Origin of the sequence: Rhizobium sp. NFR12, from assembly GCF_900108545.1 — a bacterium.
Classification (GTDB): Bacteria; Pseudomonadota; Alphaproteobacteria; order Rhizobiales; family Rhizobiaceae; genus Neorhizobium; species Neorhizobium soli.
This window is the reverse complement of the sequence record NZ_FNWM01000005.1, coordinates 210,288-235,032: the sequence shown is the minus strand read 5'-3', so window position 1 is coordinate 235,032 and position 24,745 is coordinate 210,288. Positions and strand designations below refer to the sequence as shown.

Annotated in this window: 22 protein-coding genes; 8 read left to right on the top strand and 14 right to left on the bottom strand. The window is 59.4% G+C overall.

Going from position 1 to position 24,745, the window contains the following annotated elements:
• Positions 1-53 precede the first annotated feature (53 nt).
• The 10 genes from BLW69_RS19760 to repA all read right to left on the bottom strand — a co-directional run bounded on the left by BLW69_RS19760 (position 54) and on the right by repA (position 11,349).
• A complete protein-coding gene (locus tag BLW69_RS19760; RefSeq protein ID WP_092664402.1) occupies positions 54-968 on the bottom strand; it encodes a TIM barrel protein in 915 nt (304 codons plus the stop codon).
• 14 nt (positions 969-982) lie between these two features.
• Positions 983-1,741: a glycerophosphodiester phosphodiesterase family protein gene (locus BLW69_RS19755; protein ID WP_092664400.1), complete on the bottom strand. Its 759-nt coding sequence runs from the start codon at positions 1,739-1,741 to the stop codon at positions 983-985.
• Between the two features lie 20 nt (positions 1,742-1,761).
• A complete protein-coding gene (locus BLW69_RS19750; protein ID WP_062458558.1) occupies positions 1,762-2,643 on the bottom strand; it encodes an ABC transporter permease in 882 nt (293 codons plus the stop codon).
• A gap of 14 nt (positions 2,644-2,657) precedes the next feature.
• Positions 2,658-3,584, bottom strand: a complete 927-nt coding sequence (locus BLW69_RS19745; RefSeq protein ID WP_092664398.1) for an ABC transporter permease — start codon at positions 3,582-3,584, stop codon at positions 2,658-2,660.
• Between the two features lie 11 nt (positions 3,585-3,595).
• Positions 3,596-4,594 carry an ABC transporter ATP-binding protein gene (locus tag BLW69_RS19740; RefSeq protein WP_092664396.1) on the bottom strand — a complete coding sequence of 333 codons (999 nt, stop codon included), beginning with the start codon at positions 4,592-4,594 and terminating at the stop codon, positions 3,596-3,598.
• Positions 4,591-5,604 (bottom strand): ABC transporter ATP-binding protein, encoded by a 1,014-nt coding sequence (locus BLW69_RS19735; protein ID WP_092664640.1) that lies wholly within the window; start codon positions 5,602-5,604, stop codon positions 4,591-4,593. The genes BLW69_RS19740 and BLW69_RS19735 overlap by 4 nt, the downstream gene beginning before the upstream one ends.
• A gap of 72 nt (positions 5,605-5,676) precedes the next feature.
• Entirely contained in the window at positions 5,677-7,311 is a 1,635-nt protein-coding gene (locus tag BLW69_RS19730) for an ABC transporter substrate-binding protein (protein WP_092664394.1), read from the bottom strand.
• A 332-nt stretch (positions 7,312-7,643) separates the two neighbouring features.
• Positions 7,644-8,972 carry a plasmid replication protein RepC gene (gene repC / locus BLW69_RS19725; RefSeq protein ID WP_092664392.1) on the bottom strand — a complete coding sequence of 443 codons (1,329 nt, stop codon included), beginning with the start codon at positions 8,970-8,972 and terminating at the stop codon, positions 7,644-7,646.
• A gap of 157 nt (positions 8,973-9,129) precedes the next feature.
• The gene (repB, locus tag BLW69_RS19720) at positions 9,130-10,149 is read right to left on the bottom strand and encodes a plasmid partitioning protein RepB (protein ID WP_092664390.1); all 1,020 of its coding nucleotides are present in this window, start codon (positions 10,147-10,149) and stop codon (positions 9,130-9,132) included.
• A 3-nt stretch (positions 10,150-10,152) separates the two neighbouring features.
• Positions 10,153-11,349 carry a plasmid partitioning protein RepA gene (gene repA / locus BLW69_RS19715; RefSeq protein WP_062576652.1) on the bottom strand — a complete coding sequence of 399 codons (1,197 nt, stop codon included), beginning with the start codon at positions 11,347-11,349 and terminating at the stop codon, positions 10,153-10,155.
• Between the two features lie 384 nt (positions 11,350-11,733).
• Between repA and BLW69_RS19710 the strand changes: the two genes are divergently transcribed.
• The 3 genes from BLW69_RS19710 (at position 11,734) to BLW69_RS19700 (ending at position 15,078) form a co-directional block, all read left to right on the top strand.
• Positions 11,734-12,822, top strand: coding sequence for an RHE_PE00001 family protein (locus tag BLW69_RS19710; protein WP_092664388.1), 1,089 nt, complete (start codon positions 11,734-11,736; stop codon positions 12,820-12,822).
• 127 nt (positions 12,823-12,949) lie between these two features.
• On the top strand, positions 12,950-14,152 hold the full coding sequence (locus BLW69_RS19705; protein WP_092664387.1) for a mandelate racemase/muconate lactonizing enzyme family protein: 1,203 nt from the start codon (positions 12,950-12,952) through the stop codon (positions 14,150-14,152).
• Between the two features lie 11 nt (positions 14,153-14,163).
• Entirely contained in the window at positions 14,164-15,078 is a 915-nt protein-coding gene (locus BLW69_RS19700) for a DMT family transporter (protein ID WP_244508899.1), read from the top strand.
• Between the two features lie 56 nt (positions 15,079-15,134).
• Here BLW69_RS19700 and BLW69_RS19695 read toward each other — a convergent pair whose 3' ends face one another.
• From BLW69_RS19695 to BLW69_RS19680, 4 genes are read right to left on the bottom strand one after another with little or no spacing between them, the layout of a single operon-like run.
• Positions 15,135-16,139 carry a TRAP transporter substrate-binding protein gene (locus BLW69_RS19695; protein WP_062458586.1) on the bottom strand — a complete coding sequence of 335 codons (1,005 nt, stop codon included), beginning with the start codon at positions 16,137-16,139 and terminating at the stop codon, positions 15,135-15,137.
• A 50-nt stretch (positions 16,140-16,189) separates the two neighbouring features.
• Positions 16,190-17,467 (bottom strand): TRAP transporter large permease subunit, encoded by a 1,278-nt coding sequence (locus BLW69_RS19690; RefSeq protein ID WP_062458589.1) that lies wholly within the window; start codon positions 17,465-17,467, stop codon positions 16,190-16,192.
• Complete coding sequence (locus BLW69_RS19685; RefSeq protein WP_062458592.1) at positions 17,468-18,001, bottom strand: TRAP transporter small permease; 534 nt, start codon at positions 17,999-18,001, stop codon at positions 17,468-17,470.
• A 29-nt stretch (positions 18,002-18,030) separates the two neighbouring features.
• A complete protein-coding gene (locus tag BLW69_RS19680) occupies positions 18,031-19,191 on the bottom strand; it encodes a fumarylacetoacetate hydrolase family protein (RefSeq protein WP_092664385.1) in 1,161 nt (386 codons plus the stop codon).
• Positions 19,192-19,588: 397 nt separating this feature from the next.
• On the opposite strand from BLW69_RS19680, the gene mdoH reads away from it, so the two are divergent.
• From mdoH to BLW69_RS19655, 5 genes are read left to right on the top strand one after another with little or no spacing between them, the layout of a single operon-like run.
• Positions 19,589-21,493 carry a glucans biosynthesis glucosyltransferase MdoH gene (mdoH, locus tag BLW69_RS19675; protein ID WP_092664383.1) on the top strand — a complete coding sequence of 635 codons (1,905 nt, stop codon included), beginning with the start codon at positions 19,589-19,591 and terminating at the stop codon, positions 21,491-21,493.
• A complete protein-coding gene (locus tag BLW69_RS19670; RefSeq protein WP_092664382.1) occupies positions 21,490-22,467 on the top strand; it encodes a zinc-dependent alcohol dehydrogenase in 978 nt (325 codons plus the stop codon). The genes mdoH and BLW69_RS19670 overlap by 4 nt, the downstream gene beginning before the upstream one ends.
• Before the next feature lie 20 nt (positions 22,468-22,487).
• Positions 22,488-22,886 (top strand): 6-pyruvoyl trahydropterin synthase family protein, encoded by a 399-nt coding sequence (locus BLW69_RS19665; protein WP_062458601.1) that lies wholly within the window; start codon positions 22,488-22,490, stop codon positions 22,884-22,886.
• The gene (locus BLW69_RS19660) at positions 22,883-23,947 is read left to right on the top strand and encodes a glycosyltransferase family 4 protein (protein ID WP_244508898.1); all 1,065 of its coding nucleotides are present in this window, start codon (positions 22,883-22,885) and stop codon (positions 23,945-23,947) included. Before BLW69_RS19665 ends, BLW69_RS19660 begins: the two co-directional genes overlap by 4 nt.
• On the top strand, positions 23,944-24,729 hold the full coding sequence (locus tag BLW69_RS19655; RefSeq protein WP_092664380.1) for a class I SAM-dependent methyltransferase: 786 nt from the start codon (positions 23,944-23,946) through the stop codon (positions 24,727-24,729). The genes BLW69_RS19660 and BLW69_RS19655 overlap by 4 nt, the downstream gene beginning before the upstream one ends.
• Positions 24,730-24,745: the final 16 nt, after the last annotated feature.

The following is a 24,745-nucleotide window of genomic DNA, read 5'->3' as shown; positions in this document are numbered from 1 at the left end:
CAGACCTCAAAAGGCCAGAGCGGGGAAGTGTCCCTCCCCCGCCCCTTTCGACGTTATTCTGCCGCGATAGCTGCGGTGCGGTCGTTTAGGGCCATAAGGCCTTTCGCCCGTTCCAGACTCGCAGGCTGTTCGGCATGGTAGCGGCGTCCGATTTCCATCATCAGCACGGTGCCGGGCAGGAAGGTGAGTTCGGAGAAGATATCTTCCCAGTCGATGTCGCCCCAGCCGAGCGGCATGTGCAGATCGCCGATGCCGAGCGCGGTATTTTCCTGCACGTGGTAACCCTTGTAGAAAGCCTGCGGACGGCCGAAGCTGTCATGGACATGCAGATGGCCGGCGACAGACGCCATGGCACGCAGCTCCTCGCGGAAGTTCAGGCCGCGATAGGTCGATTCGATATAGGCGTGGCTGAAGTCGATCAGTGCCACGAGGTTCGGATGCCCGATGGTCTTCACCGTTTCGGCGATCTGGGTCGGTGTCTGGCGATACTGGCCGGGCTCCGTGGTGAAGATGTTTTCAAACGCGACCCTAACACCGTAAGGCTTGCAGAATTCGGCGAGTTCGAACAGCGCTTCGCGTTCGCGGGCGTCGGCCTCGGCACGCTCCATGATCTGTTCGGCGCGGAGATTGCCGCCGTGCTGCACCAGGATGCCGGCACCGATCCGATCGCAGATCTGCGCAAGCGCCTTGGCGGCGTCGAGCTGGTAGCGGCAGGTTTCCGGCTCCATGAAGTTCGAGGAGACAAGGCCATGAACCGTGTAGCGGAAGTCGAACTGCTTCGTCAGCGCCACGAGCCGCTCGGCGCGTTCTTCGATGATCCGGCCGCCCGAGATCAGATCGAGGCTGGTCAGACCGAGTTCGACGGTATCGACGCCGATCTCGCTCAGGATGCGAAGCTCCTTTTCTAGGCTTTCAAGTTCTCCATTGGTGGAGCCGGCATTGAAGCCTGTGCCGATGATGTTGCTCATTGTCGTATTCCCTTTCAGGCAGGTTCGGATTGGAACTGGGTTTCGCGTCGCAGATCGAGCGCGAGGTCCGGGCTGTCGGAGGTCAGGTGACCGATGCCGCGGTCAAGCCAGCGCCGGATCAATGCTTCGTCGTTCAGTGTCCAGACACAAAGGTTTTCGAGCGGAAGTTTGCCGGTGATAAGCGCCCATTCGGCATCCATCAGCTCGTGGTGGATGGCAACGATATCGGCGAGGCCGTCGACCTTCTCGAGGAAGCGTTCGAGACCGCCCTCTTTGTCAGCCCATTCCGCATTGACGGACACGAGGCGCGCAATATGCGGAGCAATGCGCTGGCATTCGTCGAGAACGGAGAGGTCGAAGGAGGTCAGATGGCAGCGATCTGCCAGACCGAACTGCTCGATCTCCGCCACGACTTTTTCGGCAATGCCCGGATAGGGCTGCTTTGCTTCGTCGGACTTGATTTCGACATGCAGTTGCTTGCCCTCGGATGTCGCCAGGACGGCGAGGACGTCGGCCAGCGTCGGCACCGTGTCATCAGAACCGTCGAGATGCGTTTCGCCACGAATCTCCGGCGTCAGCGAGCGGACCGGTCCTGTCCTGTCGGTCGTGCGATCGAGCGTCGCGTCGTGGATGACGACCAGTTCGCCGGCATCGGTCAGGTGCACGTCGAATTCGATCGCATCCACACCCAGATCCAGCACGTTGCGAAAGCCGGTCATGGAGTTTTCAGGCCAGAGATTGCGGGCTCCCCGGTGGCCGGTGATCTTCGTCATTGTCGTCTCCTGAAGTGTGATCAGCGAAGGGTCGGATCGAGCTTGTCGCGCAGCCAGTCACCAACGAGCGAGATGGAAAGCGTCGTCACCATGATGACGAAGGCCGGCGCCAGCATGATCCACGGCGCCCGTGTCAGGTATTCGCGGCCGAAGCCGACCATGTTGCCAAGGCTGGTTTCCGGCGGCTGCACACCGAGCCCCAAAAACGAGAGCCCGCTTTCCATCAGGATAATTTCCGGAAAGGTCAGAGTCATCGAGACAATCAGGGTCGAGGCAACGTTCGGCAGGATGTGGTGCAGGTAGACGCGTCCAGGCGTGGCGCCGAGCTGCACGACGGCAGATGCATAGCCTTGCGCACTGGCCGAGATCGCGAGACCGCGGGCGATGCGGGCATAGCGCTCCCAGCCATAAAACCCCATCAAACCAATCAAAAGCGGCATCGACGAACCGAAGAAGGCGAGGACGGCGAGCGACATGATCAGGAACGGCAGGGCAGCCTGGAAATCGGCGAGCACGAGGACAAGATGCTCGACCGCGCCCCGAAACTTTGCTGCGGCAAAGCCAAGCACGGTGCCGAACACGGCGGAGATGATCGTTGCACCAAAGGCGATTGCCAGCGATACGCGGATCGACTGAAGCAGGCGCGACAGGACATCGCGGCCGAGTTCGTCAGTTCCGAGAAGATGCGCGGGATTGCCCGGCAGCGACAGACGGGCGCGCAGATCCATGGCGGTAATGCCATAGGGGCGGATGACGTCTGCAAAAACGGCAACCACCACCATCCCGACCAGCCAGACGATGCCGAAGGTAACGGAGAACGGAACCTTGCGGACCTGCTTGATGAAGCGGGTGAAGAGAGACAAGTTGGGTGATTGTGGGCGGGCGATATCGGTAACAGTCATGACCGGCCTCCTCTCTATGAAGCGCTCTGGGCGCGAAGCCGTGGATCGAGAAAGCCGTAGAGCAGGTCGACGATGAGGTTCGACACGACCATGGTGGCGGCGACCAGGAGCAGGATGCACTGGACGACAGCGAGATCCCGGTTGCTGACAGAGACGACGAGCAGGCGTCCGATGCCTGGCCAGGAGAAGATCGATTCCACCACCACGGCGCCGGCGATCAGCGTGCCGACCATGAACCCGACGATGGTGACGATCGGAACAGCGGCATTCGGCAGCGCATGCTTCCAGACGACATCCTGCCACTTCATCCCCTTGGCAGAAGCCGTGCGGATATAGGGCTGGCCCATCACCTCGATCATCGCACTTCTCGAAAAGCGCGCGAGAATGCCGATACCGCCGATGCTCATCGTCAGCGTCGGCAGGATGCCGTGCTGCCACGTGTCCTGCCCACCGGATGGAAGCAGCCCGAGCGTGATCGAAAAGATCAGCACCAGAAGCAGGCCCATGACGAAGGACGGAATGGTGAAGCCGAAAATGGCAGCCAGAATAACGCCGCGATCGATCGCGCTCTGGCGATGCAGGGCCGCATAGACGCCGGCCGGGATGCCGATCACGACCTTCAGGAACAGCGCCGGGATCGTCAGCTGAAGGGTTGCCGGAATGCGCTCGATCACCAGCTGCATGGCCGAGGCCTTGTCACGCATGGAGACGCCGAAATCGCCGGTGAAGATCGCCCGGATATAGGAGAGGTACTGGATCCACAGCGGCTGATCGAGGCCCCAGGCCTTGCGGAAGGCATCGACGGATTCTTGCGGAACATCGGGACCAAGCATGACCTGGGCCGGATCACCCGACAGCCGCAACACGACGAAGGCAAAGGTGATGACGGCAAGGATGGTGATGAGCGCGCGAAGAAGGCGGATGGAAGCGAAACGAAACATCGGGAAATCCTTTAGGCCGCGACCGACGCCTCGGCGCGGGTCACCATGTGACAGGCCGCGGTTCGGCCGTCGGCAACCGACAGAAGCTGCGGCACGCTGGTGCGGCAGATATCGGCGGCGAGCGGGCAGCGGGGATGGAAGGCACAGCCGGATGGGCGGTTGGCAGGGTTCGGCGGCTCTCCCTGCAGGATGACGCGGCCTTGAAGCAGCTTGCCCGGCACCGGCACACTGGACACCAGCGCCTTGGTATAGGGATGCAGCGGCGTCTTGAAGATGACGTCCGAGGACGCCTCCTCGACGATACGGCCGAGATACATGACGGCGACGCGGTCGGCGATATTGCGCACCACTTTCAGGTCATGGCTGATGAACACCATGGCGATGTGGTTTTTCTCCTGCAGGTCGCGCAGCATGTTGACCACTTGCGCCTGGATCGACACGTCGAGCGCCGAAACTGGTTCGTCGCAAACCAGAAGCTTCGGCCGCGACGCAAGCGCCCTCGCAATGACGGCGCGCTGACGCTGACCACCCGAAAGCTCGTGCGGATAGCGCCCGGCCTGATCCGGTCTCAGTCCCACAGCCGACATCAGCTCGGCGACGCGCGTTTCCCGATGGGGCTTCGGCACGAGGTTGTGGATGGCGAGCGGCTCGCCGATCTGCTCGGCAATCGTCAGACGGCGGTCGAGCGCTGCCAGCGGATCCTGATAGACGAACTGCATTTTTGCCCGCAATGCACGCCATTCTGGCGTTGCAAGCTTCGGCATCGGCTTGCCTTCGAAGAGAGCCTGCCCTTCCTGCGGCGGATCGATACCCAGCAGCATGCGGCCGAGCGTGGACTTGCCGGAACCGGACTCGCCGACGATGCCGAGCGTCTCTCCGGGCATGACCCTGAGATCGATCCCATCGACGGCGCGAACCGGTGTCGCCCGTCCGAACATGCCCTGGCGAACCTCGTAGGTTCTGACGAGACCTTTCGCTTCGATGAGCGGCGTTTTGAAGTGCTCGCTCATGACAGCGCCTCCAGAACGCGAGCCCCAACCGGATGCGTGACGCCGATCGGAGGATGGGAACCGACGGGATGGTGACAGGACAAAAGCCGCCCGTCGTCCGTTGCCGAAAGAACCGGCATGCGGGTGCGACAGTCGATTGCGGCATGCGAACAGCGTGGCGAGAAGGCGCAGCCTTCCGGGAGGTCGCGTGGATTGGGAACGGTCCCCGGAATGGGGATCAATCGTTCGCGCGGGCCATCCAGACGCGGAATGGCATCGAAGAGACCGCGCGTATAAGGATGGCGCGGGTTGTCGAACAGGGCCTGGATCGTCCCCTGCTCCACGATACGGCCGGCATACATGACGCAGGCGCGCTCGCAGACCTGCGAGACGGCGCCCAGATCATGGCTGATAAAAATCGTCGCCATGCCGGTTTCGGCGCGCAATGCGATCAGAAGATCGAGGATCTGCGCCTGGATCGTGGCATCGAGAGCCGTTGTCGGCTCGTCCGCGACGAGAAGATCCGGCTCGCCGGCAAGTGCCATGGCGATCATCACGCGCTGACACTGGCCGCCGGAGAATTCGTGGGGAAAGAGATCGATGCGCCGGCGTGCATCCGGAATGCCGACCATGTCGAGCAGCCGCAGCGCTTCGGCTTTTGCCGCCTCCCCGTGAAGGCCGCGATGGATCGCCAGTGCTTCTGTGATCTGGCGACCGACGCGCAGAACCGGATTGAGCGAGCTGGACGGATCCTGAAAGATCATTGCGATCCGCTTGCCGCGTACGCCTTCGAGCACGTGTCGTGGCTGTGCGAGGATTTCCTGTCCGTCGACGCGGACTGATCCGCTGACCGTTGCTTTTCCGGGCAAAAGCCCGAGTGCCGCGAGCCAGGTGACGGACTTGCCGCATCCGGATTCACCCACAAGGCCGATCGCCTCTCCGCGGGCGATATCGAGATCGATACCATGCAGTACCTGAACGCCGTCGAAAGCGACCTTCAGGCCGCGCAGTTCCACAAGGTTTTTCACCATGGAACGCACCTCCATTTTATAAGCAGATGCGCCGGCCGCGATTTTCGCGGCCGGCGTGAGACATCAGAACGATCAGGCGTTCCAGTTGGCTGTACGGAAGTCCATGGCGAAGGCAGGTGCTGCCTTCCACTTCAGCGACTTCTTCATGCCGGTAAAGACGGCGTTCTGGTGCAGGACCTGATAGGCCGGGTCTTCGCGCTCGCAGATTTCCAGCATGCGGGCAAAAGCCTTGTGGCGCTGAACGCGGTCGGTCGAGGTTTCCATGATGACGGAAAGCTTGTTGACCTCTTCGTTCGTCCAGTCCTTCTTCTGCTGCGCTTCGCCGTTTGGTCCGAACTGGACGACGAGTGGCGTGATCGGATCGTTGATCGTGTTGCCTGCAGACCAGTCGCGCACGCCTTTGACACCAGCCGGATCGTGGATCTGCGCCCAGTTTTCCTTCATCTGGATCTCGACGTTGAGGCCGACCTGTTTCCACATCTCGACCATGATCTGCGCGTTCGCGGTCTGGTTGGTGTAGTAGTTGTTGAGAAGGCGATACGGGATCGCGTCGCCCTTGTAGTTGGCTTCCTTGAGAAGCTTCTTAGCGAGATCCGGGTTGAATTCCGGAGCAGTCCAGCCTTCGACATACATGTTGGATGTCTTGAAGGATTCGAACTGAAGCCCGGCCGGAACAACAGTCTGACCTGCCCACAGCGCTTCGACGATCGCCTGACGGTCGATCGAGTGCGTCATCGCGCGACGGACGAGCGGGTTGGCGAGAACCGGGTTCTGCGTGTTGAAGGTGGAGATGCGGTGGTTCCAGATGGTCGAGCTCTGGACTTCGAGGCCTGGAGCGGCCTTGATTGCGGCGATCTGATCCGGCGGCAGGTCGCAGGCGAAGTCGTATTCACCTGAGAGCAGGCCGTTGACGCGGGAGGCAACTTCCGGAACCTCGACGAAACGGATCTGCTGCAGTGGCGGACGGCCACCCCAGTATTCATCGAAAGCGACGAGTGTCAGCGACACGTCAGGCTTGAATTCGGAAACCATGTAAGGACCGGTCGTGACCGGCTTGCGGGCCCAATCCGTATAGCTCTTTGCTTCGTCCCAGGCGCGGCGATTGGTGATCTGGCTGCCGAAAGAATAAAGGCGGCCTTCGAGCGTGATGTCAGGTGTTGCATTGTGGAAACGAACTGTGTGCTTGTCGACAATCTCAACGCCTGCCAGCGCTGGCCACATGCGGCGGCCTACACCCGGTACGATCGCCGGAAGTTCTTTCGCGGTGCTGGGTTTGTTGTCAGCTTCAAAGACAGTCTTGCCACCCTTGGGCTCGGTGCTGCCAAAAACACGTTCCTTGGCGAAGGAGAACGCAACATCTTCAGCGGTCAGTTCGTCGCCGTTGTGGAATTTCACGCCCTGACGCAGCTTCAGTTCGAGCGTCTTGTCGTCGATGCGCTTCCATTCGGTCGCGAGGCTAGCAACAGGCCCCTGATTGCCCATCCAGTCGCGGCCGATCAGGCCTTCCCAGAGGTTGGGGAAGAACACGCGTTCGCCAACGTTCGACTGTTCGTTCCAGACATCAAGCGTGTTGTTGTTGGTAATCTTCTGAACGGCAATCGTCACCGATGGGCGTGTCGACTGGCTGAAAGACATGCGTGGAAGGACAATGGTGCCTGCTGCGGCTGACATCAGCCCCAAAGCGTGACGACGGTTGATAGAAAGCATTGGATCTCTCCTGTGGGCGAGTGAATGCGTTCACGGAAAACACAATGGTTTCCGCGTCAGATGCCACTCGAAATCGACAAACAAATTTGAGCCGGCTGGCCGCGTGTTTCGGGAGAACCTCAACCGCGCCGCTGACTTGGCGTAGCTCTAGGGGACCAATGTTACGCGGATGTGACGTTTGTCTGTGTGTTCGATTTCCACTCGTTGACGCGATCTCCAGACGCGCTGGCCGTCAGGAAGGAGAGGTTTCTCTTTGTTTCACAAACTCCGAACGATGGTTCCGCGGACCTCTTTGTCGACGGTGATCGACCGGAAATTCCCCGGTGTCATCATCAGCAAACCCAAGCGGTTTTGGTCGGGCCTTGTCGGGGTGAGGTCGTGCTTGGGTATGTTTCAGGCTTCGATCGACTGCCTCTCATCAGAGCCATCAGCATCGGCGCGGTCGCGAATTCACCCTTCTCTGCCCGGCGTGTCAGGTCTCTCAGATAGCCTCCAGCAGACGTGATATGCTCAGCGCGTTCGAGCATGCAGGCAAGCACTGTTGCGGCGTTCTCAGGCCCCATCACGATTGCTGCGCGTTCATAGACAGCTGGCGTGATGTCGAGAGTGGAACGAACAACATAGGCTGCCGTAATCAGATCCCTCCAGGACGCGATCCCACCTCTTGGCCCATAATCGTTGATCTGGGTGCAGGCTTGCAGGACGAATGGGAGTGGTAGAGCTTTGTGTGTGGTGATCGAGCTCAAACAAGGGCGCTTTTGTCGAGTATCGCGTTGATCGTCAATCTCTTCGATTGCTGTGCCGTTCGCCAAAGTGTGTTCCGGTGCTTGTTCGGTTGAAAGCCCTTTCGACACTGGTTCAGATTCAGGAATGATATTTGTTTTTGAATCCTGTATGTGGCGCTCACTTTGAGATTCATTGGCGCTCATCTCTGGTGATTTCATATTTAATTTCAATTGGTTGACGACGTCTTCACGAAGTACCGAGAGTTTTGTGAGGAGCGGCTCTGCGATATCGAGAGTGAGGACGCGCGGAATTGCCTGTAGGACGCATTGAAGATTTGTCTGTGCCTGCTCCCAGTCACCGGAAATCTTTTCATCCACGGCAAAAGTAATCAGCTTTGCGAGATCTCTTCGGCAAAGAGTAATTCTCTCTTTTGCAGCCTTGAGTTGTTCACGGCTAAGAGCGATCTCCGCTGCCATCGTTTCGATCTCTCGTGCGCGTGCCAGAAGTGGTGCGAGACTGAAGCCGAAAGCATCATCGAGTTTGCCACCTGAACTGCGGCGCGCATAGCGTTTGCCGTTCGGGCTGTCCTTGCGCAGGATTAGTCCGGTTTCCACTAGCACCGAGAGATGGCGCCGAAGTGTTGCCGGTGCCATTCCACGCGCTCGAAGCGACAACTGGGCATTGGACGGGAAGACGACGAGATTGCCATCTGCGCTAAGTTCATCGCCCGGATAGAAGGTCAGGAGCGCGTCGAGCACAGTCAGTGCCCGGTCACTGATCCCGAGGGACGACCTTGATTCGCAGATCGATCGAAACAGTTTCCACTTCGATCTCTTGATTCCGGATGTGATTTCGCTGGCTTTTTGTTGGTTTGCCAACAGTCCATACGACATCGCCCGCCGCCCAAAGGGCGTCGTTACAGTTCCACTCCCCATTTTCTCTCACCTTTTTTCAGGCAAAAGAAAGCCGCTCACCGAAACGGTGCCAAAGACTCTTGACTGTGATTCATGGAAGTGCGATTCTCGATCTTGCTAGAAATCGGAGAGAGGCTTCCACGACCTTGGTCGTTCGGGGGCCTTTTTCTTTTGCTGATCAAACTCCCTTGTTGCGTTTAAATTCTGCGAAAAGCTCTGTGAGCCGTTCGCTGACGAAGTCGTCAAAACCCGGCGCGCTTTTCGCATCGAACACGAATGTCGACCGGTTTCCCGATTTGCGCATGACGACCGGCAGACCGCTCAGCTGTGCTTGAGCCGGCTTGCCACTATCCTCAGGTTTCGCGGACAACTGTGTAAACGCGAGCTGGAAACGCTCGTCGCTTGTCTTTCCCTCTGCCCTGCCCTTCTGAAGGCACGAGAGCAGCCTTGGAATGTTTCCGGCATTGAGCTTTTCCGACAGCTCCGTCCACCGCCTGCGGCCAACCTCAGGTGCCGGACCGATCGCATCGATGATTTCCATCGGAATCGCCCGGACCAGGCTGATCATTTTTGACAAGGCTGCCTTGTCGACGCCAAGTGCTGCCATGATGATATCGCGCGTGAACGAACGATCCTCGAGACGGGTGGCGAACAAGGCGCGTTCGATATGCGAGAGGTTCGTGCGGGCGTTGTTTTCCTGACCTTGGCTGACGACCAGCTGGTCATCGGTCAGAACGCGGACAACCGCCTTGACCTTGAGGCCCAGCTGTCGGACGGCTGCAAGTCGGCGGTGACCGTAGGCGACCTGGAACCTGCCCGACTGGTCGGGATGAGGCCGCACGAGGATCGGCACCTGCTGTCCATGCTCGCGAACCTGCTCGACCAGTTGGGAAAGCGCTTCGCCATCGATCAGCATACGGTCGGAAACAAAGGAACTGTCGATCAGCGATGGATCCAGTTCAACGACGGAAAGCCCTTCCGAAAGCTGCCGCTCGAGATCCTGCGCCCTTTCCATCTTCTGCGTGATGCTGCCAAGCGTTCTCGTGATGCCACCAACGGGGACACCGCTGCGCACGGCCGGTGCCATTCCGGCCAATGGACGTGACGATTGAGCAGCCGGGGGTGCGGCAGGTGTTGGCGCTGAACTGTTGTCCGGCGCCGGAGGCTCGAAGATGCCGATCAGGTTTTTACGTGCCATCTGTTAGCGCCTCCCCCACACGGACCGGATCAATTCTTCAATCTCGAGGTTCACGGCATTGAGCGAGTCCATCGCCCGGTCATAGGTGCCGCGGGTGAACTGGTTGCGCTCGACCTCATACAGTGTCTGTTTCGTGACGCCGGCATCGGAGATCGCCGTCGACTTCAACATAGCGTTGTGAAGCATACGATTGCCGAAGATGGCGCGCATAAAACCCGTCATCTGGCTCTGTGGGCCGTCATTGGGTTCAAACCGCGTCACAAGATAACGCATCCAGTCATAGCTTGTCCGCCCCCCTGCCCGCTCGACAACCGACATCAGTTCGCTGGTCATCGAGAGAAACTGCGACATCGACATGACGTCGAGCATTTGCGGGTGAACGGTAATTAAGGTCGATGTCGAGGCGCAAAGCGCCGACATGGTCAGGAAGCCGAGCTGCGGCGGGCAATCGATGACGACGACATCGTAAAGGTCTTCGATATCGGCAAGAACTTCGCCGATGCGGGCAAAGAACATCGTCGCAACCTGTCCCGACGCCATGGCCTTGGGCGTTTCGTGCTCGAACTCCATTAGTTCGAGGTTGCCCGGCAGGATATGCAGGTTCGGTGTGTAGGTGGAGCGGACAATTTCCGAAATAGGGCGCGGATCCTCATAGCGGATCGCACCATAGAGCGTCTCGCCTTCGCCCACATCGAGCTCGGGTTGATGCCCGAACAACGCCGACAGAGACGCCTGCGGATCGAGATCGATCGCGAGCGTCTTGTAGCCACGAAGGGCAAGATATTGAGACAGGTGCGCGGACGTCGTCGTCTTGCCGCTTCCGCCCTTGAAGTTCATGACGGAAATGACCTGCAGCTTTTCGCCAGGACGGCGGGCCGGTACGTATTTCGCCACGCCGTTCTTTTCGTCGAGAACCTGACGAATACGATCCATGTCGGTCGGTAGGTAAACACGCCGGCCGTTCGCCAGCGGCTCGGGCCCGTATCCTTCTGCGGCAACCTGACGGAGATAGCCTTCTCCGATCCCGATGAAGCTCGCGGCTTCGGCTGGCTGGAAGGGCCGGATCGTCTTTTGAGATGTCGGTGCGAAAATTTTCGCTTGATGCATCTGAAGTTGATGCGCAAGCTCCTGGGCATCTGTTGCCAGAGTCGTTGGCAAGTGCTCCTGAGGTTCGTCGACTTTAAAGCTTGGCTGCGGCATCTTTCTCTCCAACTGCGCAATTGGCGAAGTTCTTCGGAAAACTGCGCAGTTGAATATGCCCCGATTCGCACGAGTTGTACAAATGATTCAATGCAAATGAATTTTGCGCCTGTGGAGAGCAAAAGTCGCGCTCGTTGTCCGCGGACAACGGGAAGTGGGGCAGGGTAAGGTATCAGATTCTGCTCAGTGGATCGCTAAACGTTTGCCATCTTTAACCTGTCAATAAGTGTTTATGGTGCTTGCTTATCACCATACAGATGCTAGCTTGATCCATCACGCACGAAGCTAAACGGTTCCGTCAAACGGACGCATCCACCTTGTGTCCGGTAGCGAAACCGTACGTCACGCTAGCTTTCACAACGGCATTGAACTATAACGCTTTCAATGCGTTACGATCTCTCAAAAATAGACGCTGGTGAGTTGTTCGGACCGATCTCCGCAGCGACAGCCGGCGTTGTACGACTTGATGAGCGGATCGCTAGTTCCCCCGTACGGCAGGGCTGGATCGATCGCGCCCAATTCTTGGAAGCCTGCTCGTCCCTGTGGATCGATGGGGAACTTGTCCATATCGAAGACCTTGTTCTTCATGACGCAGGGATGGCAGTCCGAGCCTCCACTCACGAATTGACAGTTGCCCATGACGTACTGCGAACGCGCCGGCGAATTGCGGCGAGCGAACCGGAATGGGCATTGAGCGCCGCTGGTCTTGCCGCGCTGAGGTCCGGTCGTCATGACGAGGCTCAAGGCATTGAGTTCAAGGCGGCACCGAGAGGGCTCGCAACGATCTCGCGTGACGATGATTTCGAGGATCCCTTGGCAGCAATCGATGCTGTTCTCGCGCGAAGCCAGGCGTTGCTTGCGGACGCCGTAAGCGTTCGTGCGATGAAGATACCGGTCCGGGACGCTCTCATCTATGACGAGGACTGGGACGAGGACGCTCGTCTGTCGGAATGGCGCGTGGTGCTGGATGAAACGCAGTCCATGCCGCCCCTCCTCAGGGCCGCCGTTGCGTGGGACGCTTGGTTTCACCTGCAGGTGTCGAAGCATGCGCCGTGGCTTGGACGTTTGCTGGCGAGCGCGGTGTTGCGCGAAGCCGGGTTAACCGAAACGCAGTTGTCCGCGGTCAACTTCGGTCTCCGGCAGGTGTCGCGGGAGCGCAGAGTGAGCGGGAACCGCATGGTGAGGCTTCTCGCGTTTACGGATGCAATTGCGCTCGCGTCGGAGCATGGCATGAAAGAGCACCAGCGGTTGTTGCTCGCCAAGCAGCAACTCGAGCGCCGTCTGGTGGGTCGGCGACAGTCGTCGCGGCTTCCCCAGCTAATCGAACTTGTCTTGTCGCGCCCGCTTGTTTCGAGCGGGATGATTGCCGACGCACTGGAGATAACCCCGCAGGGCGCGCTGAAAATTGCTGCCGAACTCAATCTTCGTGAATTTACCGGGCGAGGGCGCTTTCGCGCCTGGGGAATACTTTGATCTGACGGGTTAACGCGTTGCAAATAAAGACAAAAGCGAACTGAAACGAGTGTTCCCGGCCTTTCTATCGTCCAAACGATCCCTTAATGATGAGGGTATGTCGTGGAGGACATTAAGGGAGGCATCAATGAAGATCACGAAACTCGAAACCGTGCGAGTTGCAGAGCGCGCAAACCTGATCTGGGTTCTGGTTCATACGGATGAAGGTCTGACCGGTCTCGGCGAGACGTTCTTCGGGGCAGAGACGGTCGAAAGCTACATTCACGAATATGTTGCACCGCGGGTGCTCGGCCGCGATCCGCTTGCCATCGATCTTCTCGCACAGGACCTCGTGGGCTATGTCGGGTTCCGATCCTCGGGTGCCGAGGTGCGTGGCAACTCGGCTTTCGACATCGCGTTGTGGGATCTGTTCGGGAAGGTTACCGGCCAGCCGATCGCGCAGTTGTTGGGCGGCTTCAGCCGCAAGGAAATCCGCACCTACAATACCTGCGCCGGCACCGAATATATCAAGAAATCCACCGGCCAGACCACGGGCAACTATGGCCTGTCGACTGGCTCGGACTACGACGATCTCAACGGGTTTCTCAACCGGGCGGACGAATTGGCACATTCGCTGCTGGAGGAGGGGATCACGGCGATGAAGATCTGGCCCTTCGATGCCGCCGCCGAAAAGACGAGGGGACAGTATATTTCACCTTCCGATCTAAACGCAGCGCTTCAGCCATTCGAAAAGATCCGCAACGCTGTCGGCGACAAGATCGACATCATGGTGGAGTTTCACTCCATGTGGCAGCTCCTGCCCGCGATGCAGATTGCCAGGGCGCTGACGCCCTACAGCACGTTCTGGCATGAAGACCCGATCAAGATGGATAGCCTGTCGAGCCTGCGTCGTTATGCCGACGTATCGCCCGCACCAATCTCAGCATCTGAGACCTTGGCAACGCGCTGGGGTTTCCGGGATTATCTCGAAACGGGCGTCGCCGGCATCGTCATGCTGGACATCTCCTGGTGCGGCGGACTGTCGGAAGCACGCAAGATTGCATCGATGGCGGAGGCTTGGCATTTGCCGATCGCTCCGCACGATTGCACCGGCCCGGTTGTCCTCGGCGCATCGACGCACCTGTCGCTTAACGCACCCAATGCGCTGGTGCAGGAAAGTGTGCGCGCCTTCTACAAGACGTGGTACCGCGATCTCGTCACCGCACTGCCTGAGGTGAAGAACGGCATGATCACGGTTCCGCCTGGTCCTGGCCTCGGAATGGACCTCAATCCAGACTTGGACAAGCTCTTCACCGTAACACGGCGTTTCTCAAACCTCGCAGACATGTAGGGCATCGCGGCATGATCGCATCCATCTCCAAGCAAATCGTCTCGGCGCGCATGGCCGGGCCCCTCATCATGCTGCTCGGCATGGTCATGTTTGCGCTTAACGACGCCATGGGGAAGTGGCTAGTTTCGAGCTACGGCCTTGGACAGGTCGTGCTTCTGCGCAGCCTCGCCGCGCTCGTCATCCTGCTGCCCTTCCTGTTCTTTCAGGGATTCGGCTCGCTGCATAAGGTCGAACGACCCGGCATGCAGGCGCTTCGGGTGTTCTGCTCCACCGCCGAGGTTTTCTGCTTCTACTATGCCGTGATGTATCTTCCGCTCGCAGACGTCATGACCTACTGGCTCGCAGCACCGATCTATGTCGCCGCGGCCTCGCCACTGCTACTGGGTGAAAAAGTCGGCTGGCGTCGGTGGACTGCAATCGGCATCGGCTTTATCGGTGTCGTCATCACGCTCGAACCGTCGAGCGCGATGATCAGTCCGCCAGCGATCGTATCCATCTTCGGCAGTGCCGCCTTCGCGTTCATGATGATTTCAGGTCGTTTCCTGAGGGCCACCCCAGACCGGACGCTTGTCTTTTTCCAGATTGTCGGTGCGGCACTTGCAGGCCTTGCTTTCGCGCCTTTCGACTGGTCGCCGATCGCTTCTACCCGCGATTTTGGTCTGCTTGCATTGCTCGGTATAGTGGCAATGACAGCTCATGTTCTCGTTAACAGAGCATTGAAGATCTCTGATGCGGCAACGGTCGCTCCCCTACAGTACACGCTTTTGCTCTGGGCGGTTCTGTTCGGCTGGCTGTTCTTTGGCGATATGCCGAGATTCGGAATGCTGATCGGTGCAGCACTGATCGTCGGTTCCGGCGTCTTCATCTTCCTGCGCGAGCAGACGCTGAAGAAGCGCCAAAGGGTGCAGCCGATCGCGCTCGAATAGCCATGAAAAAAGCCCGCGACGGTAACGTCGCGGGCTCGTCTGCCGAAGGCTGATGCTTACTTACGGACTTCCTTAAGTTCCGCCAGGATGCCATCAACCACATCGGCACCAATCTGGTCCTTGTGCTTTTCATAGACAGCAAGCGACTTTTCACGAATGCGAGCCTGCTCCTCAGGCGACAGCGTGTTCACCTCCAGGCCGGCGGCCTTGATCTTTTCCAGCGACTTCTTGTTGAGATCGCCGATCACCTGGCGCTCCACATCGCGACCGACCACGGCGCATTCACGCAGTGCAGTCTGTTCTTCCGGCGAATAGGTGTTGAAGATCGCCTTGGAGAAGAGGAAGAGGAACGGCGTATATGCGTGGTTGGTCTCGGTGACGTATTTCTGCACTTCGAAGAACTTCGACGTGTCGATCGTCACATAGGGGTTTTCCTGCGCGTCGATCGCGTTGGTTTCCAGAGCCGAATAGACTTCGCCGAAGGCCATCGGGGTCGCGTTTGCACCAAGGTTCTGGAAGGTGTCGAGGAAGATGTTGTTCTGCATGACGCGAACCTTCATCCCCGAGAAATCTTCCCACTTGGTGACGGCGCGCTTGGAGTTCGACAGGTTGCGGAAGCCGTTTTCCCAATAGGCAAGATTGACCAGACCGGCGCCGTCGAGCTTCTTGTTCATCTCGTCGCCAAATTTGCCATCGAGCACCTTGTAGGCCTCAGGCGCATCGCGGAACAGGAACGGCAGGTCGAAGACGCCGAGTGCCGGAATGATGCCGACGAGCGGAGACGAGGATGTGACGACGGCTTCCTGAACGCCCGAGCGCAGGGCCTGGGTTGCCTGAAGGTCGCCGCCGAGAGCGCCGCCCCAGAAAGCGGTCAGCTTCAGCTTGCCGCCGGACTTCTGGTCCAGGCATTCCTGCATGGCCTTGATGCCGTTACCGACGGGATGGTCGGCATTGATGCCGTTCGAAACGCGAATGTTGCGGCTCTTGAATTCGGCGAAGGCCGGTGCTGCTGTGGAGCAGGCAAGCGCGATCGCTGTAGTGGCAAGAAGCAGTCTCTTCATAGTAGTCCTCCCAGTTGGACGTTGATGTGGACAGGTTGAATGGCAGGCCGTCAATGCAACCAACGTGCGGGCACGATCACAAGATCGGGAAACAGCACGAGCAGGAAAAGCACGAGCGACTGCGCAAGAAGGAACGGCCACACGCCGGCCGTCACCTTGCCAAGCGGTATTCTCCCGACACCGCTGACGACGTTGAGCACAACACCGACCGGCGGCGTGATGAGGCCGATCGAGTTGTTGATGATAAAGAGCACGCCGAAATAGACCGGATCGATCCCCGCCTGCTTGATGATCGGCATGAGAACCGGCGTCAGGATCAGGATGGTCGGCGTCAGATCGAGTGCCGTACCGACAACCAGAACCAGGATCATGATGACGAACATCAACAGCGTCGGGCGATCGATCAACGGTTCGATATAGCCGGCGATTTCTGCCGGAATATTCGCAGCCGTGATGAGCCATGCCGATACGAGTGCCGCGCAGACGAGGAACATGATGACCGAAGTCGTCTTGGCGGCTTGCAGAATGACGTGCGGAAGGTCTCTTGGCTTCAGTTCCTTGTAGATTACCATGCCGACGAACATCGCATAGACGGCGGCAACGACGGCAGCTTCGGTCGGCGTCACGATGCCAATCTTGATGCCGCCGAGGATGATCACAGGCATGCCGAGCGCCCAGGCAGCGCGTCCGGTTGCGTGCAGGCGTTCCTTGTAGGTGGTTTTTGGAAGCGCCTGGACGTTATCTTTGCGCACCACGATCAGCCAGGTGATGATCAGTGAGACGGCCATCAGGATGCCGGGGAAGATGCCCGCCATGAAGAGCTGGGTGATCGACACGTTCGCGGCAACGCCGAACACGATAAACGCCATCGACGGCGGAATGACCGGGGCGATGATACCGCCGGCAGCGATCAGACCGCCAGAGCGGGGAATATTATAGCCTGCCTTGGCCATCATCGGGATGAGGATGGCGGCAAGGGCGGCCGTATCGGCAGCGGCCGAACCCGAAATGCTGGCCATGATGAGCGCTGCAAAAATCGCAACGATCCCGAGACCACCTCTGATGTGACCGACGCAGGCGATCGCGAAATCGATGATACGCTTCGACAAACCGCCGGAATTCATCAATTCGCCGGCGAGAATGAAGAAGGGAATGGCGAGCAGGGTAAATGTATCTGCGCCGGCAATCATGTTCTGCGCGATGATCTGGCTGTTGAACATGTCCATGTACCACATGAGCACGACGCCGCAGAAAATCAGCGAGAAGGCAACGGGTACGCCGACGGCCATCGCCCCAAGCAGCGATCCAACAAAGACGAAAAGAGTCATTTAGGTCCGCTCCGCCAGTTGTTCGATCGTCATGTTTTCACCCGTGAAGGCTGCGATTTCCGCGTCGGTGACGCGACCGGTAATCAGGCGGAAGAGCCGTTCAAGCGCGATCAGCACGCATCCTCCACCGGTGAAGAAGCCGATGCCGTAAACCCATGCCATGGAAAGGCCGGTGACAGGCGCGACCATGCTGGCGTTGATCGGCAACTGGACCCATGTGCCCCAGAAGAAAATCGCCGAACACAGGATGATCAGCAGGTTCGAGATGATCATGCAGGCGATACGGCCCGAGCGACCGAGCATGGCGACCAGCGACTCCACACCAAGGTGGGAATGTTCGCGAAACGCCACGACTGCACCGATGAAGGTCAGCCAGACGAAGAAGTAGCGCGACAGCTCTTCCGATATGTTGAGGCCGGAGTTGAAACCGTAGCGCAGCACCACGTTGAGGAACACCATGATTGCCATGCCTGCCAAAAGCAGGATCAGCAGCAGTTCCAGAAAGCGGTAAAAGAGATCGTTTATTCGTTGCATCGGGTTCCTCCTCCCATCAACCGCGGCGGCTACAAGAGCTTTCGCTTCGCGAGGTTCTTCATCAAAGCCGTCAGCCCGAAGTCCCAGGGCGGGCAAGCTTCACTATTTTCCACCCAATTCACCAGGCGCCCAAGCCTTGGCGACGAAATCTCGACGCGGTCGCCGATCTCGTGGGTAAAGCCCAGACCCTTGCCGCGCCGATCCTTGACCGGCGCAAACATGGTGCCGAGAAACAATACGGCGCCATCAGGGTATTGATGGTTGCGGTTGAGAAGCTGCGACACGAGATCTTCCGGCGTACGGCTGATGGCCTGCATCGGGCTAACGCCCGTCATCTCGAAACCTTCAGGGCCCTCGACCACAAGCGAGATCTCCGATTTCTTGACGTCTTCGAGCGAAAATTCGCCGTCGAACAGTCGGATGAAGGGACCGAGAGAACAGGATGCGTTGTTGTCTTTTGCCTTGCTGAGAAGGAGGGCGGACCGTCCTTCGAAATCGCGAAGATTGACGTCATTGCCAAGCGTCGCACCGACAATCGCACCCGTGGATGTGACAGCAAGCACCACTTCCGGTTCGGGATTGTTCCAATCCGACTTCGGGTGAATGCCGACCAGCGACCCGCAGCCGACGGCCGACATGGGTTGAGCCTTGGTGAAGATTTCCGCATCCGGACCGATCCCGACTTCGAGATACTGCGACCAGAGCCCCATATCCTGCAACAGCGCCTTCACGCTTGCTGCCTTTTCCGAGCCGGCCACAAGCCCCTTGAGGCTGTCGCCCAGTACCGGCGCCAAGCGACCACGGATCTCCTGGGCCCGAAGCGGATCGCCCTTGGCCTGTTCCTCGATGACCCGTTCCAGCATGCTGTCTGCGAAAGTTACGCCCGCGGCCTTGATCGCCTGCAGGTCAACTGGCGCCAGCAGCGTTCCGGCAGTGCCGTCTAGGAAGTCATCGAGAGAGCCGAGATCCGTCCAATCGGTGGCTGCCGTCAGGCGCTCCACCAGGCCGTCGATCTCAAGCAGTGCTGACAGCGTCGCAGCGAGCGACGAAAGATCCAGAAGCCTACCATTCCGGTAAAGGACAGGGCAGGGGCCGTCCGCAGCCTTCGACCAGACACGACCAACCAGAGTGGCGGTCTCGCTATCCTGCGGTAAAATCAGTTCGGGCGTCAGCCCGCCATGTATAGTCATTATGATCCTCCAAGCGGCCGATCGATCAGGCCTCCACCCGTCGATCTGTTGTCCGATGTCTGACAACGTCGCTTGAGCTTTCTACTGAGTGTTTTTCTTTGTGTCCAGTACTGCAACCCTGTCAATTCTGGGGATCATCTATACAATATACGCGGGCAAAGAACGCCGACGCACGGTGTCGTTCCGGTGCGCCCCAATGAAGTCGATGCAAGCTGACCAGGCGACGGATGAAGGGTCATCCTACGTCGAGCGGTGACGGACGATCCAAAAGGATCCCAGTAAAACCTGCGGCTGTTTGCGCACTGGCGCGGATCTGGAGCGGGGCAACGGCGTCGGTAAACTTCATTTGAAATCGCTCGGCGCTTGCTAGGACGGAGGTTCAGCCTAAGTGTTGCGCATGGGCAATTTAAAAGAAGGCGTTCTCAACGCGATGGCTGCCGACCAAAGTGCAACGGGCTGGCAGTCGGATCCCGAACGAAGTCCCGACTTCCAGTATTCCGGACTTCCAGTCCGGTGGCGCCGTCGTATTGTTCTGGCGCTCAATCTCGCAACGATCGCTGGGCTTGGGTATGTCGTCTACCGACTTCTTTCCCCAGATGGCATTGATGGTGCGGAAGCCGTCATGCTGATCGGGTTCATGCTGGCAACGCCGTGGACGGTGCTTGGGTTCTGGAACGCCGTGATCGGGATCGTCCTCCAGCATGGCCCCGGCGACCCCTCCAAAAGCATCTACCCCTTCTATCCGCAGGGTCAGGGAAGCCAGCCGATCGCTTTGTCGTCGCGGACAGCGCTGACGATATTCCTGCGCAACGAAGATCCGCGACCCGTCTTTGCCCGGATAGAGGCGATGCAGAAGAGCCTTCAGGCGACCGGCCTTCAACGCCACTTTCGGTTCTTCGTCCTCAGCGACACGTCCGAGCCCGACATCATCCAGTTGGAAGAAGCGGGCTTCGATCTCGTTGCCGCTCATGTCGTGGCGGATGGCGGTAACCGGCCGGTCTATCGTCGTCGTGCTGACAATGCCGGTTACAAGGCGGGCAATATTCAGGACTTCCTGAAGGAACACGGAAGCCGCTACGACTTTTTCCTGCCGCTGGATTCCGACAGCGTCATGTCCGGCGACGTGATGATACGGCTGGTGGCTGCCATGGAGGCACGACCTGAGCTCGGGATTCTGCAGACCCTGGTCGTCGGAGTGCCCGCCGAAAGCGGCTTTGCCCGGATGTTCCAGTTCGGTATGCGTCACGGAATGCGGTCTTTCACGCTCGGCTCCGCATGGTGGAGCGCTGATTGCGGGCCTTACTGGGGGCACAACGCACTGATCCGCGCCGCGGCATTTGAGGCCCACTGCAATCTGCCCGTTCTCCCGGGATCGCCGCCATTGGGCGGCCATGTGCTGAGCCACGACCAGCTGGAAGCGACCTATATGCGTCGGGGCGGCTACGAAGTTCGTGTGCTGCCGATCGAGACACAGAGCTTCGAAGCCAACCCACCGACATTGCTGGAGTTTGCCAAGCGAGATCTGCGATGGTGCCAAGGCAACATGCAGTATTGGCGTTTCCTTTTTGAGCCGGGCCTCAAGCCGCTCAGCAGGTTTCAGCTTTTTCAGGCCGTCCTGATGTATGTGGCACCGCCGGCCTGGATCGTCGCGACGTTTGCCGCCGCATGGAAGGGTGTGACCGGCGGCTTTGATGCGACCTATATCGAACTCGGCTTCTGGTCGTTCATCACCATCTTTCTTCTGTCGGTCACTCCCAAGATCGCCGGCGTCGTCGATGTGCTGCTTACCCCCGGCGCGATCCGCTCCTATGGCGGACCATTGCGTTTCGGTCTGTCGTCGGTGATCGAACTCCTGGCCTCGATGATCATGGCGCCCATCGTTGCCGTCTATGTCTCGGTGTTCCTGATCGGTCTTCTGTTCGGACGTTCGGTCACCTGGAGCGGTCAGAACCGCGACCGGCTCGGCGTTACGCTTGGCACAGCCATCAAGGCGATGGGCCTTCAGACATTGATCGGCGTTGTCCTCGCTACGATCATCACGGGCCTGATCGGTGGGTACGCGATCTTCTGGGCTCTGCCTGTGGTCGCCGGTCTCTGTCTGGCGATCCCGTTCACTGTCTTCACGGCCTCGCAGCGGTTCGGTTACTGGACGACCCGTCTCGGATTGTTCGCAATTCCCGAGGAGGGCTGTCTTCCGCGGGTCCTCACCCGCCTCGTTCCGCATGAAGCCCGTCTCTGGCGTCGTCCGTCCGCCAGAGTTGAAGGCAAGTTTCCCAAGCCGGCACGCGATGGCCAGGTATGACGATAGCGCAAGCATTGTGGCTGGTGCGAGAGAACCAGCCTGAATTGCGGGAGACGCCGCTTGGTCCGCTCGGGCACGGCGATGTTCTGGTGGAGAGCCTCTTCGGCGCCATCAGCCGCGGCACGGAATCGCTGGTGGCAGCCGGTTCGGTCCCCAAAAGCGAATACGACAGCATGCGGGCGCCGTTGCAGGATGGAGAATTCCCGTTTCCGATCAAGTACGGCTACGCGGTGGTCGGAACCGCAAAGGACGGCCCGGAAGCGCTTGTCGGCCGGACAGTATTCTGCCTCTATCCGCATCAGGATGCCTTCCACGCCCCCGCTGAGATGGTCGTGCCGGTTCCAGCAGGCGTGCCCGACTCGCGCGCCGTCCTTGCAGCCAATATGGAGACGGCCCTCAACGGCGTTTGGGATGCCGGCATTCTTCCTGGAGACAAGGTCGCGGTCGTCGGTGCAGGGCTCGTCGGGCTTCTGATTGCCTATCTCGCCGCAAGGATCCCGGGCACCGAAGTCACCGTCGTGGACGTCAATGGCGATCGCCGTGGTCTTGCCGAAGATTTCGGATGCCGGTTTGCATCACCCGAACAGGCGAACGACGGTGACGGCGGATGCGATGTGGTGATCCACACGTCGGCCACGGCCGCAGGTCTTGCCACATCCATTGCGCTCGCCGGCTTCGAGGCGCGGATCGTCGAGATGTCGTGGTATGGCGAAGGCAGCGTGAAGATTCCGCTGGGCGGTCGTTTCCACAGTCAACGCCTGTCGATCGTCGCTTCGCAGGTCGGCAACGTACCGGTTCAAAGGCGCGCAAGGTGGCGGTTTTCGCGACGTGTGGCCGCGGCACTTGCATTGCTTGCGGATGACCGCCTCGACAAACTCTTCTCCGGCGAGACGGACTTTCCCGACCTTGCCCAAGACTATTGCCAAATTCTCGCCGATCCCGGCACCCTTTGCCACCGTATCCGATACCGTTAGTCTGAAAGGACATTCCCCGCATGTTTGCAGTTGAAGTTCGCGACCACATGATGATTGCCCATAGCTTGCCACGGGAGGTATTCGGCCCGGCCCAGGCGATGCATGGCGCGACCTTTATTGTCGATGCCGCCTTCATGACCGAAGATCTCGACGAAAACGGGCTCGGCGTCGATATCGGCCTTGCAACGACGGTGCTGAAAGCAATCGTTGCGCCGCTCAACTACCAGAACCTCGACGAACTCGAAATCTTTCGCGGCAAGGTCACCACGACGGAGGTGCTCGCCAAGCACGTCTTCGATCAGCTGAAAGCCGGTATCGCTGCCGGCGATCTTGGTCCGGGTGGCGTGCGCATCCGCCGCCTCAAGGTAACCCTGCATGAAAGCCATGTGGCCCGAGCCTGGTATGAGGCTGCGATTTGAACGCCGCATCAAGGGAGCGACGGCTGGTATTCGCCATCCCCGGCGATATCGACACCCGCAGCGGCGGGTATGGCTATGACCGGCGGATGATCGAGGAGCTTAGGGCAATCGGCTGGACAGTCGAGCACCTGCAGCTTCCCGGCGGCTTTCCGGAACCGAGCGAAAGCGAGCTTGCCGAAACAGCCGAAAAACTCGCAGCCCTCGCCGCCGATAGTCTCGTTCTGATCGATGGCCTTGCATTTGGGGCAATGCCGGCAATTGCCATTGAGGAGGCGACCCGCCTCCGCATGATTGCGCTCGTCCATCATCCGTTGGCACTCGAAAGCGGCATTCCGGCCGGCGTTGCCGAGCGGTTGCGAAAAAGCGAGATGACAGCGCTAGGTGCAGCCAAAGGTGTCGTCGTCACAAGCCCTAGCACGGCGCGAACTCTGGTATCGCAATTCCGCGTGGCGCCGGATCTCGTGCGTGTCGCCGTGCCTGGAACGGAGCAGGCAAAGCCTGCATCGGGCAGCACGGCCGGGGACGGGGTGATGATCCTGTCGGTGGGATCGCTGACGCAGCGCAAGGATCATGCGGCGCTGATTTCAGCGCTCGAGCGCATTTCCGAACGCCCATGGCAGTGCCGGATAGCAGGCAGCGATGACATGGATCGTCAATGCGCTGCCGATCTGCGACGACAGATCGAGGCGTGCGGGCTCTCCGACCGGGTGACTTTGACGGGCGCGCTTGATGATGTGGCAGTCGAATATGCCCAAGCGGATATTTTTGCACTCGCTAGCCAATATGAAGGCTACGGCATGGCCTTTGCGGAAGCCATGGTGCGCGGCCTGCCGATCGTCGGCTGTCGCGGCGGGGCGATACCGGATCTGGTGACTGACGAGGCCGGGATCCTCGTGGAACCGGGCGACATCGCCGGGCTCGCCGAAGCTCTGGCGCTGCTGATCGACCAGCCGGAGACGCGACAAGCTTATTCTGCGGGCGCGCTTGCCGTTGCCCAGCAGTTGCCCGATTGGCCCGCAACGTCAAAGGTGCTTTCCGACTTCCTGGAGGAAATGCGATGAGTGGCTTCGACACAGTCTGGCTCGATCTGCGCGAGCCCGCAGACAATGCTGCGCGTGAACCCGACCTCCGGCGGTCTGCCATCGAAAGTGTGACCGCAGACGGGAACGGCGCGACGGTCGTCGATCTCGGCTGCGGAACCGGCTCCACTGTCCGCGCACTTGCGCCCCAGAGTTTGTCCTGGCACTGGCGGCTTGTCGACAACGATCTGCAACTGCTCGAAGAAGCCGCAAACAGGCTCGACATGCCCGACCAGGTGAAATGCCTGCAGGCCGACCTTAGCCAGTTGGGGCCGGAGCTCTTCACGGACGCAAAGCTGGTCACAGCATCTGCGCTTTTCGACCTCGTCTCAGCCGAGTTTCTGGAGCGTCTCCTTCATCTCCTCGCGAAGCGTGACATCGGCCTCTATACGGCGCTCAACTACGATGGCGTCTGCAGCTGGGAAATCGCGCACGAAGCGGATGCCTTGGTTGTCGAAGCGTTCAACGCCCACCAACGCCGCGACAAGGGCTTTGGACCGGCGCTTGGTCCAACGGCGGAACCGGTCTTGTCCCGGTTGGCGGAGCGGGCGGGCTTCAAGGTTCTCACCGGTCAGAGCACCTGGCAACTCGGCGGAGATCAAGCGGAATTGCAGCGGCATTTCATTGCCGGCTTGGCGAACGCTGCGGCTGAAACAGACCGGTTGGACGAAAGCGTTCTGGAAGACTGGCGACGGATGCGTCTCGAGATGGCATCCCGTTCCGGCTGCAAAGTCGGGCATTGGGATATGCTTCTCCTCCGCTAACGGGTCGCCGCCCAGA

What these genes read in the sequence shown, in the direction of transcription:
- BLW69_RS19760 (WP_092664402.1), bottom strand. Translation starts at nt 968, where the DNA reads ATGAGCAACATCATCGGCACAGGCTTCAATGCCGGCTCCACCAATGGA.
- BLW69_RS19755 (WP_092664400.1), bottom strand. Translation starts at nt 1,741, where the DNA reads ATGACGAAGATCACCGGCCACCGGGGAGCCCGCAATCTCTGGCCTGAA.
- BLW69_RS19750 (WP_062458558.1), bottom strand. Translation starts at nt 2,643, where the DNA reads ATGACTGTTACCGATATCGCCCGCCCACAATCACCCAACTTGTCTCTC.
- BLW69_RS19745 (WP_092664398.1), bottom strand. Translation starts at nt 3,584, where the DNA reads ATGTTTCGTTTCGCTTCCATCCGCCTTCTTCGCGCGCTCATCACCATC.
- BLW69_RS19740 (WP_092664396.1), bottom strand. Translation starts at nt 4,594, where the DNA reads ATGAGCGAGCACTTCAAAACGCCGCTCATCGAAGCGAAAGGTCTCGTC.
- BLW69_RS19735 (WP_092664640.1), bottom strand. Translation starts at nt 5,604, where the DNA reads ATGGTGAAAAACCTTGTGGAACTGCGCGGCCTGAAGGTCGCTTTCGAC.
- BLW69_RS19730 (WP_092664394.1), bottom strand. Translation starts at nt 7,311, where the DNA reads ATGCTTTCTATCAACCGTCGTCACGCTTTGGGGCTGATGTCAGCCGCA.
- repC (WP_092664392.1), bottom strand. Translation starts at nt 8,972, where the DNA reads ATGGGGAGTGGAACTGTAACGACGCCCTTTGGGCGGCGGGCGATGTCG.
- repB (WP_092664390.1), bottom strand. Translation starts at nt 10,149, where the DNA reads ATGGCACGTAAAAACCTGATCGGCATCTTCGAGCCTCCGGCGCCGGAC.
- repA (WP_062576652.1), bottom strand. Translation starts at nt 11,349, where the DNA reads ATGCCGCAGCCAAGCTTTAAAGTCGACGAACCTCAGGAGCACTTGCCA.
- BLW69_RS19710 (WP_092664388.1), top strand. Translation starts at nt 11,734, where the DNA reads ATGCGTTACGATCTCTCAAAAATAGACGCTGGTGAGTTGTTCGGACCG.
- BLW69_RS19705 (WP_092664387.1), top strand. Translation starts at nt 12,950, where the DNA reads ATGAAGATCACGAAACTCGAAACCGTGCGAGTTGCAGAGCGCGCAAAC.
- BLW69_RS19700 (WP_244508899.1), top strand. Translation starts at nt 14,164, where the DNA reads ATGATCGCATCCATCTCCAAGCAAATCGTCTCGGCGCGCATGGCCGGG.
- BLW69_RS19695 (WP_062458586.1), bottom strand. Translation starts at nt 16,139, where the DNA reads ATGAAGAGACTGCTTCTTGCCACTACAGCGATCGCGCTTGCCTGCTCC.
- BLW69_RS19690 (WP_062458589.1), bottom strand. Translation starts at nt 17,467, where the DNA reads ATGACTCTTTTCGTCTTTGTTGGATCGCTGCTTGGGGCGATGGCCGTC.
- BLW69_RS19685 (WP_062458592.1), bottom strand. Translation starts at nt 18,001, where the DNA reads ATGCAACGAATAAACGATCTCTTTTACCGCTTTCTGGAACTGCTGCTG.
- BLW69_RS19680 (WP_092664385.1), bottom strand. Translation starts at nt 19,191, where the DNA reads ATGACTATACATGGCGGGCTGACGCCCGAACTGATTTTACCGCAGGAT.
- mdoH (WP_092664383.1), top strand. Translation starts at nt 19,589, where the DNA reads ATGGGCAATTTAAAAGAAGGCGTTCTCAACGCGATGGCTGCCGACCAA.
- BLW69_RS19670 (WP_092664382.1), top strand. Translation starts at nt 21,490, where the DNA reads ATGACGATAGCGCAAGCATTGTGGCTGGTGCGAGAGAACCAGCCTGAA.
- BLW69_RS19665 (WP_062458601.1), top strand. Translation starts at nt 22,488, where the DNA reads ATGTTTGCAGTTGAAGTTCGCGACCACATGATGATTGCCCATAGCTTG.
- BLW69_RS19655 (WP_092664380.1), top strand. Translation starts at nt 23,944, where the DNA reads ATGAGTGGCTTCGACACAGTCTGGCTCGATCTGCGCGAGCCCGCAGAC.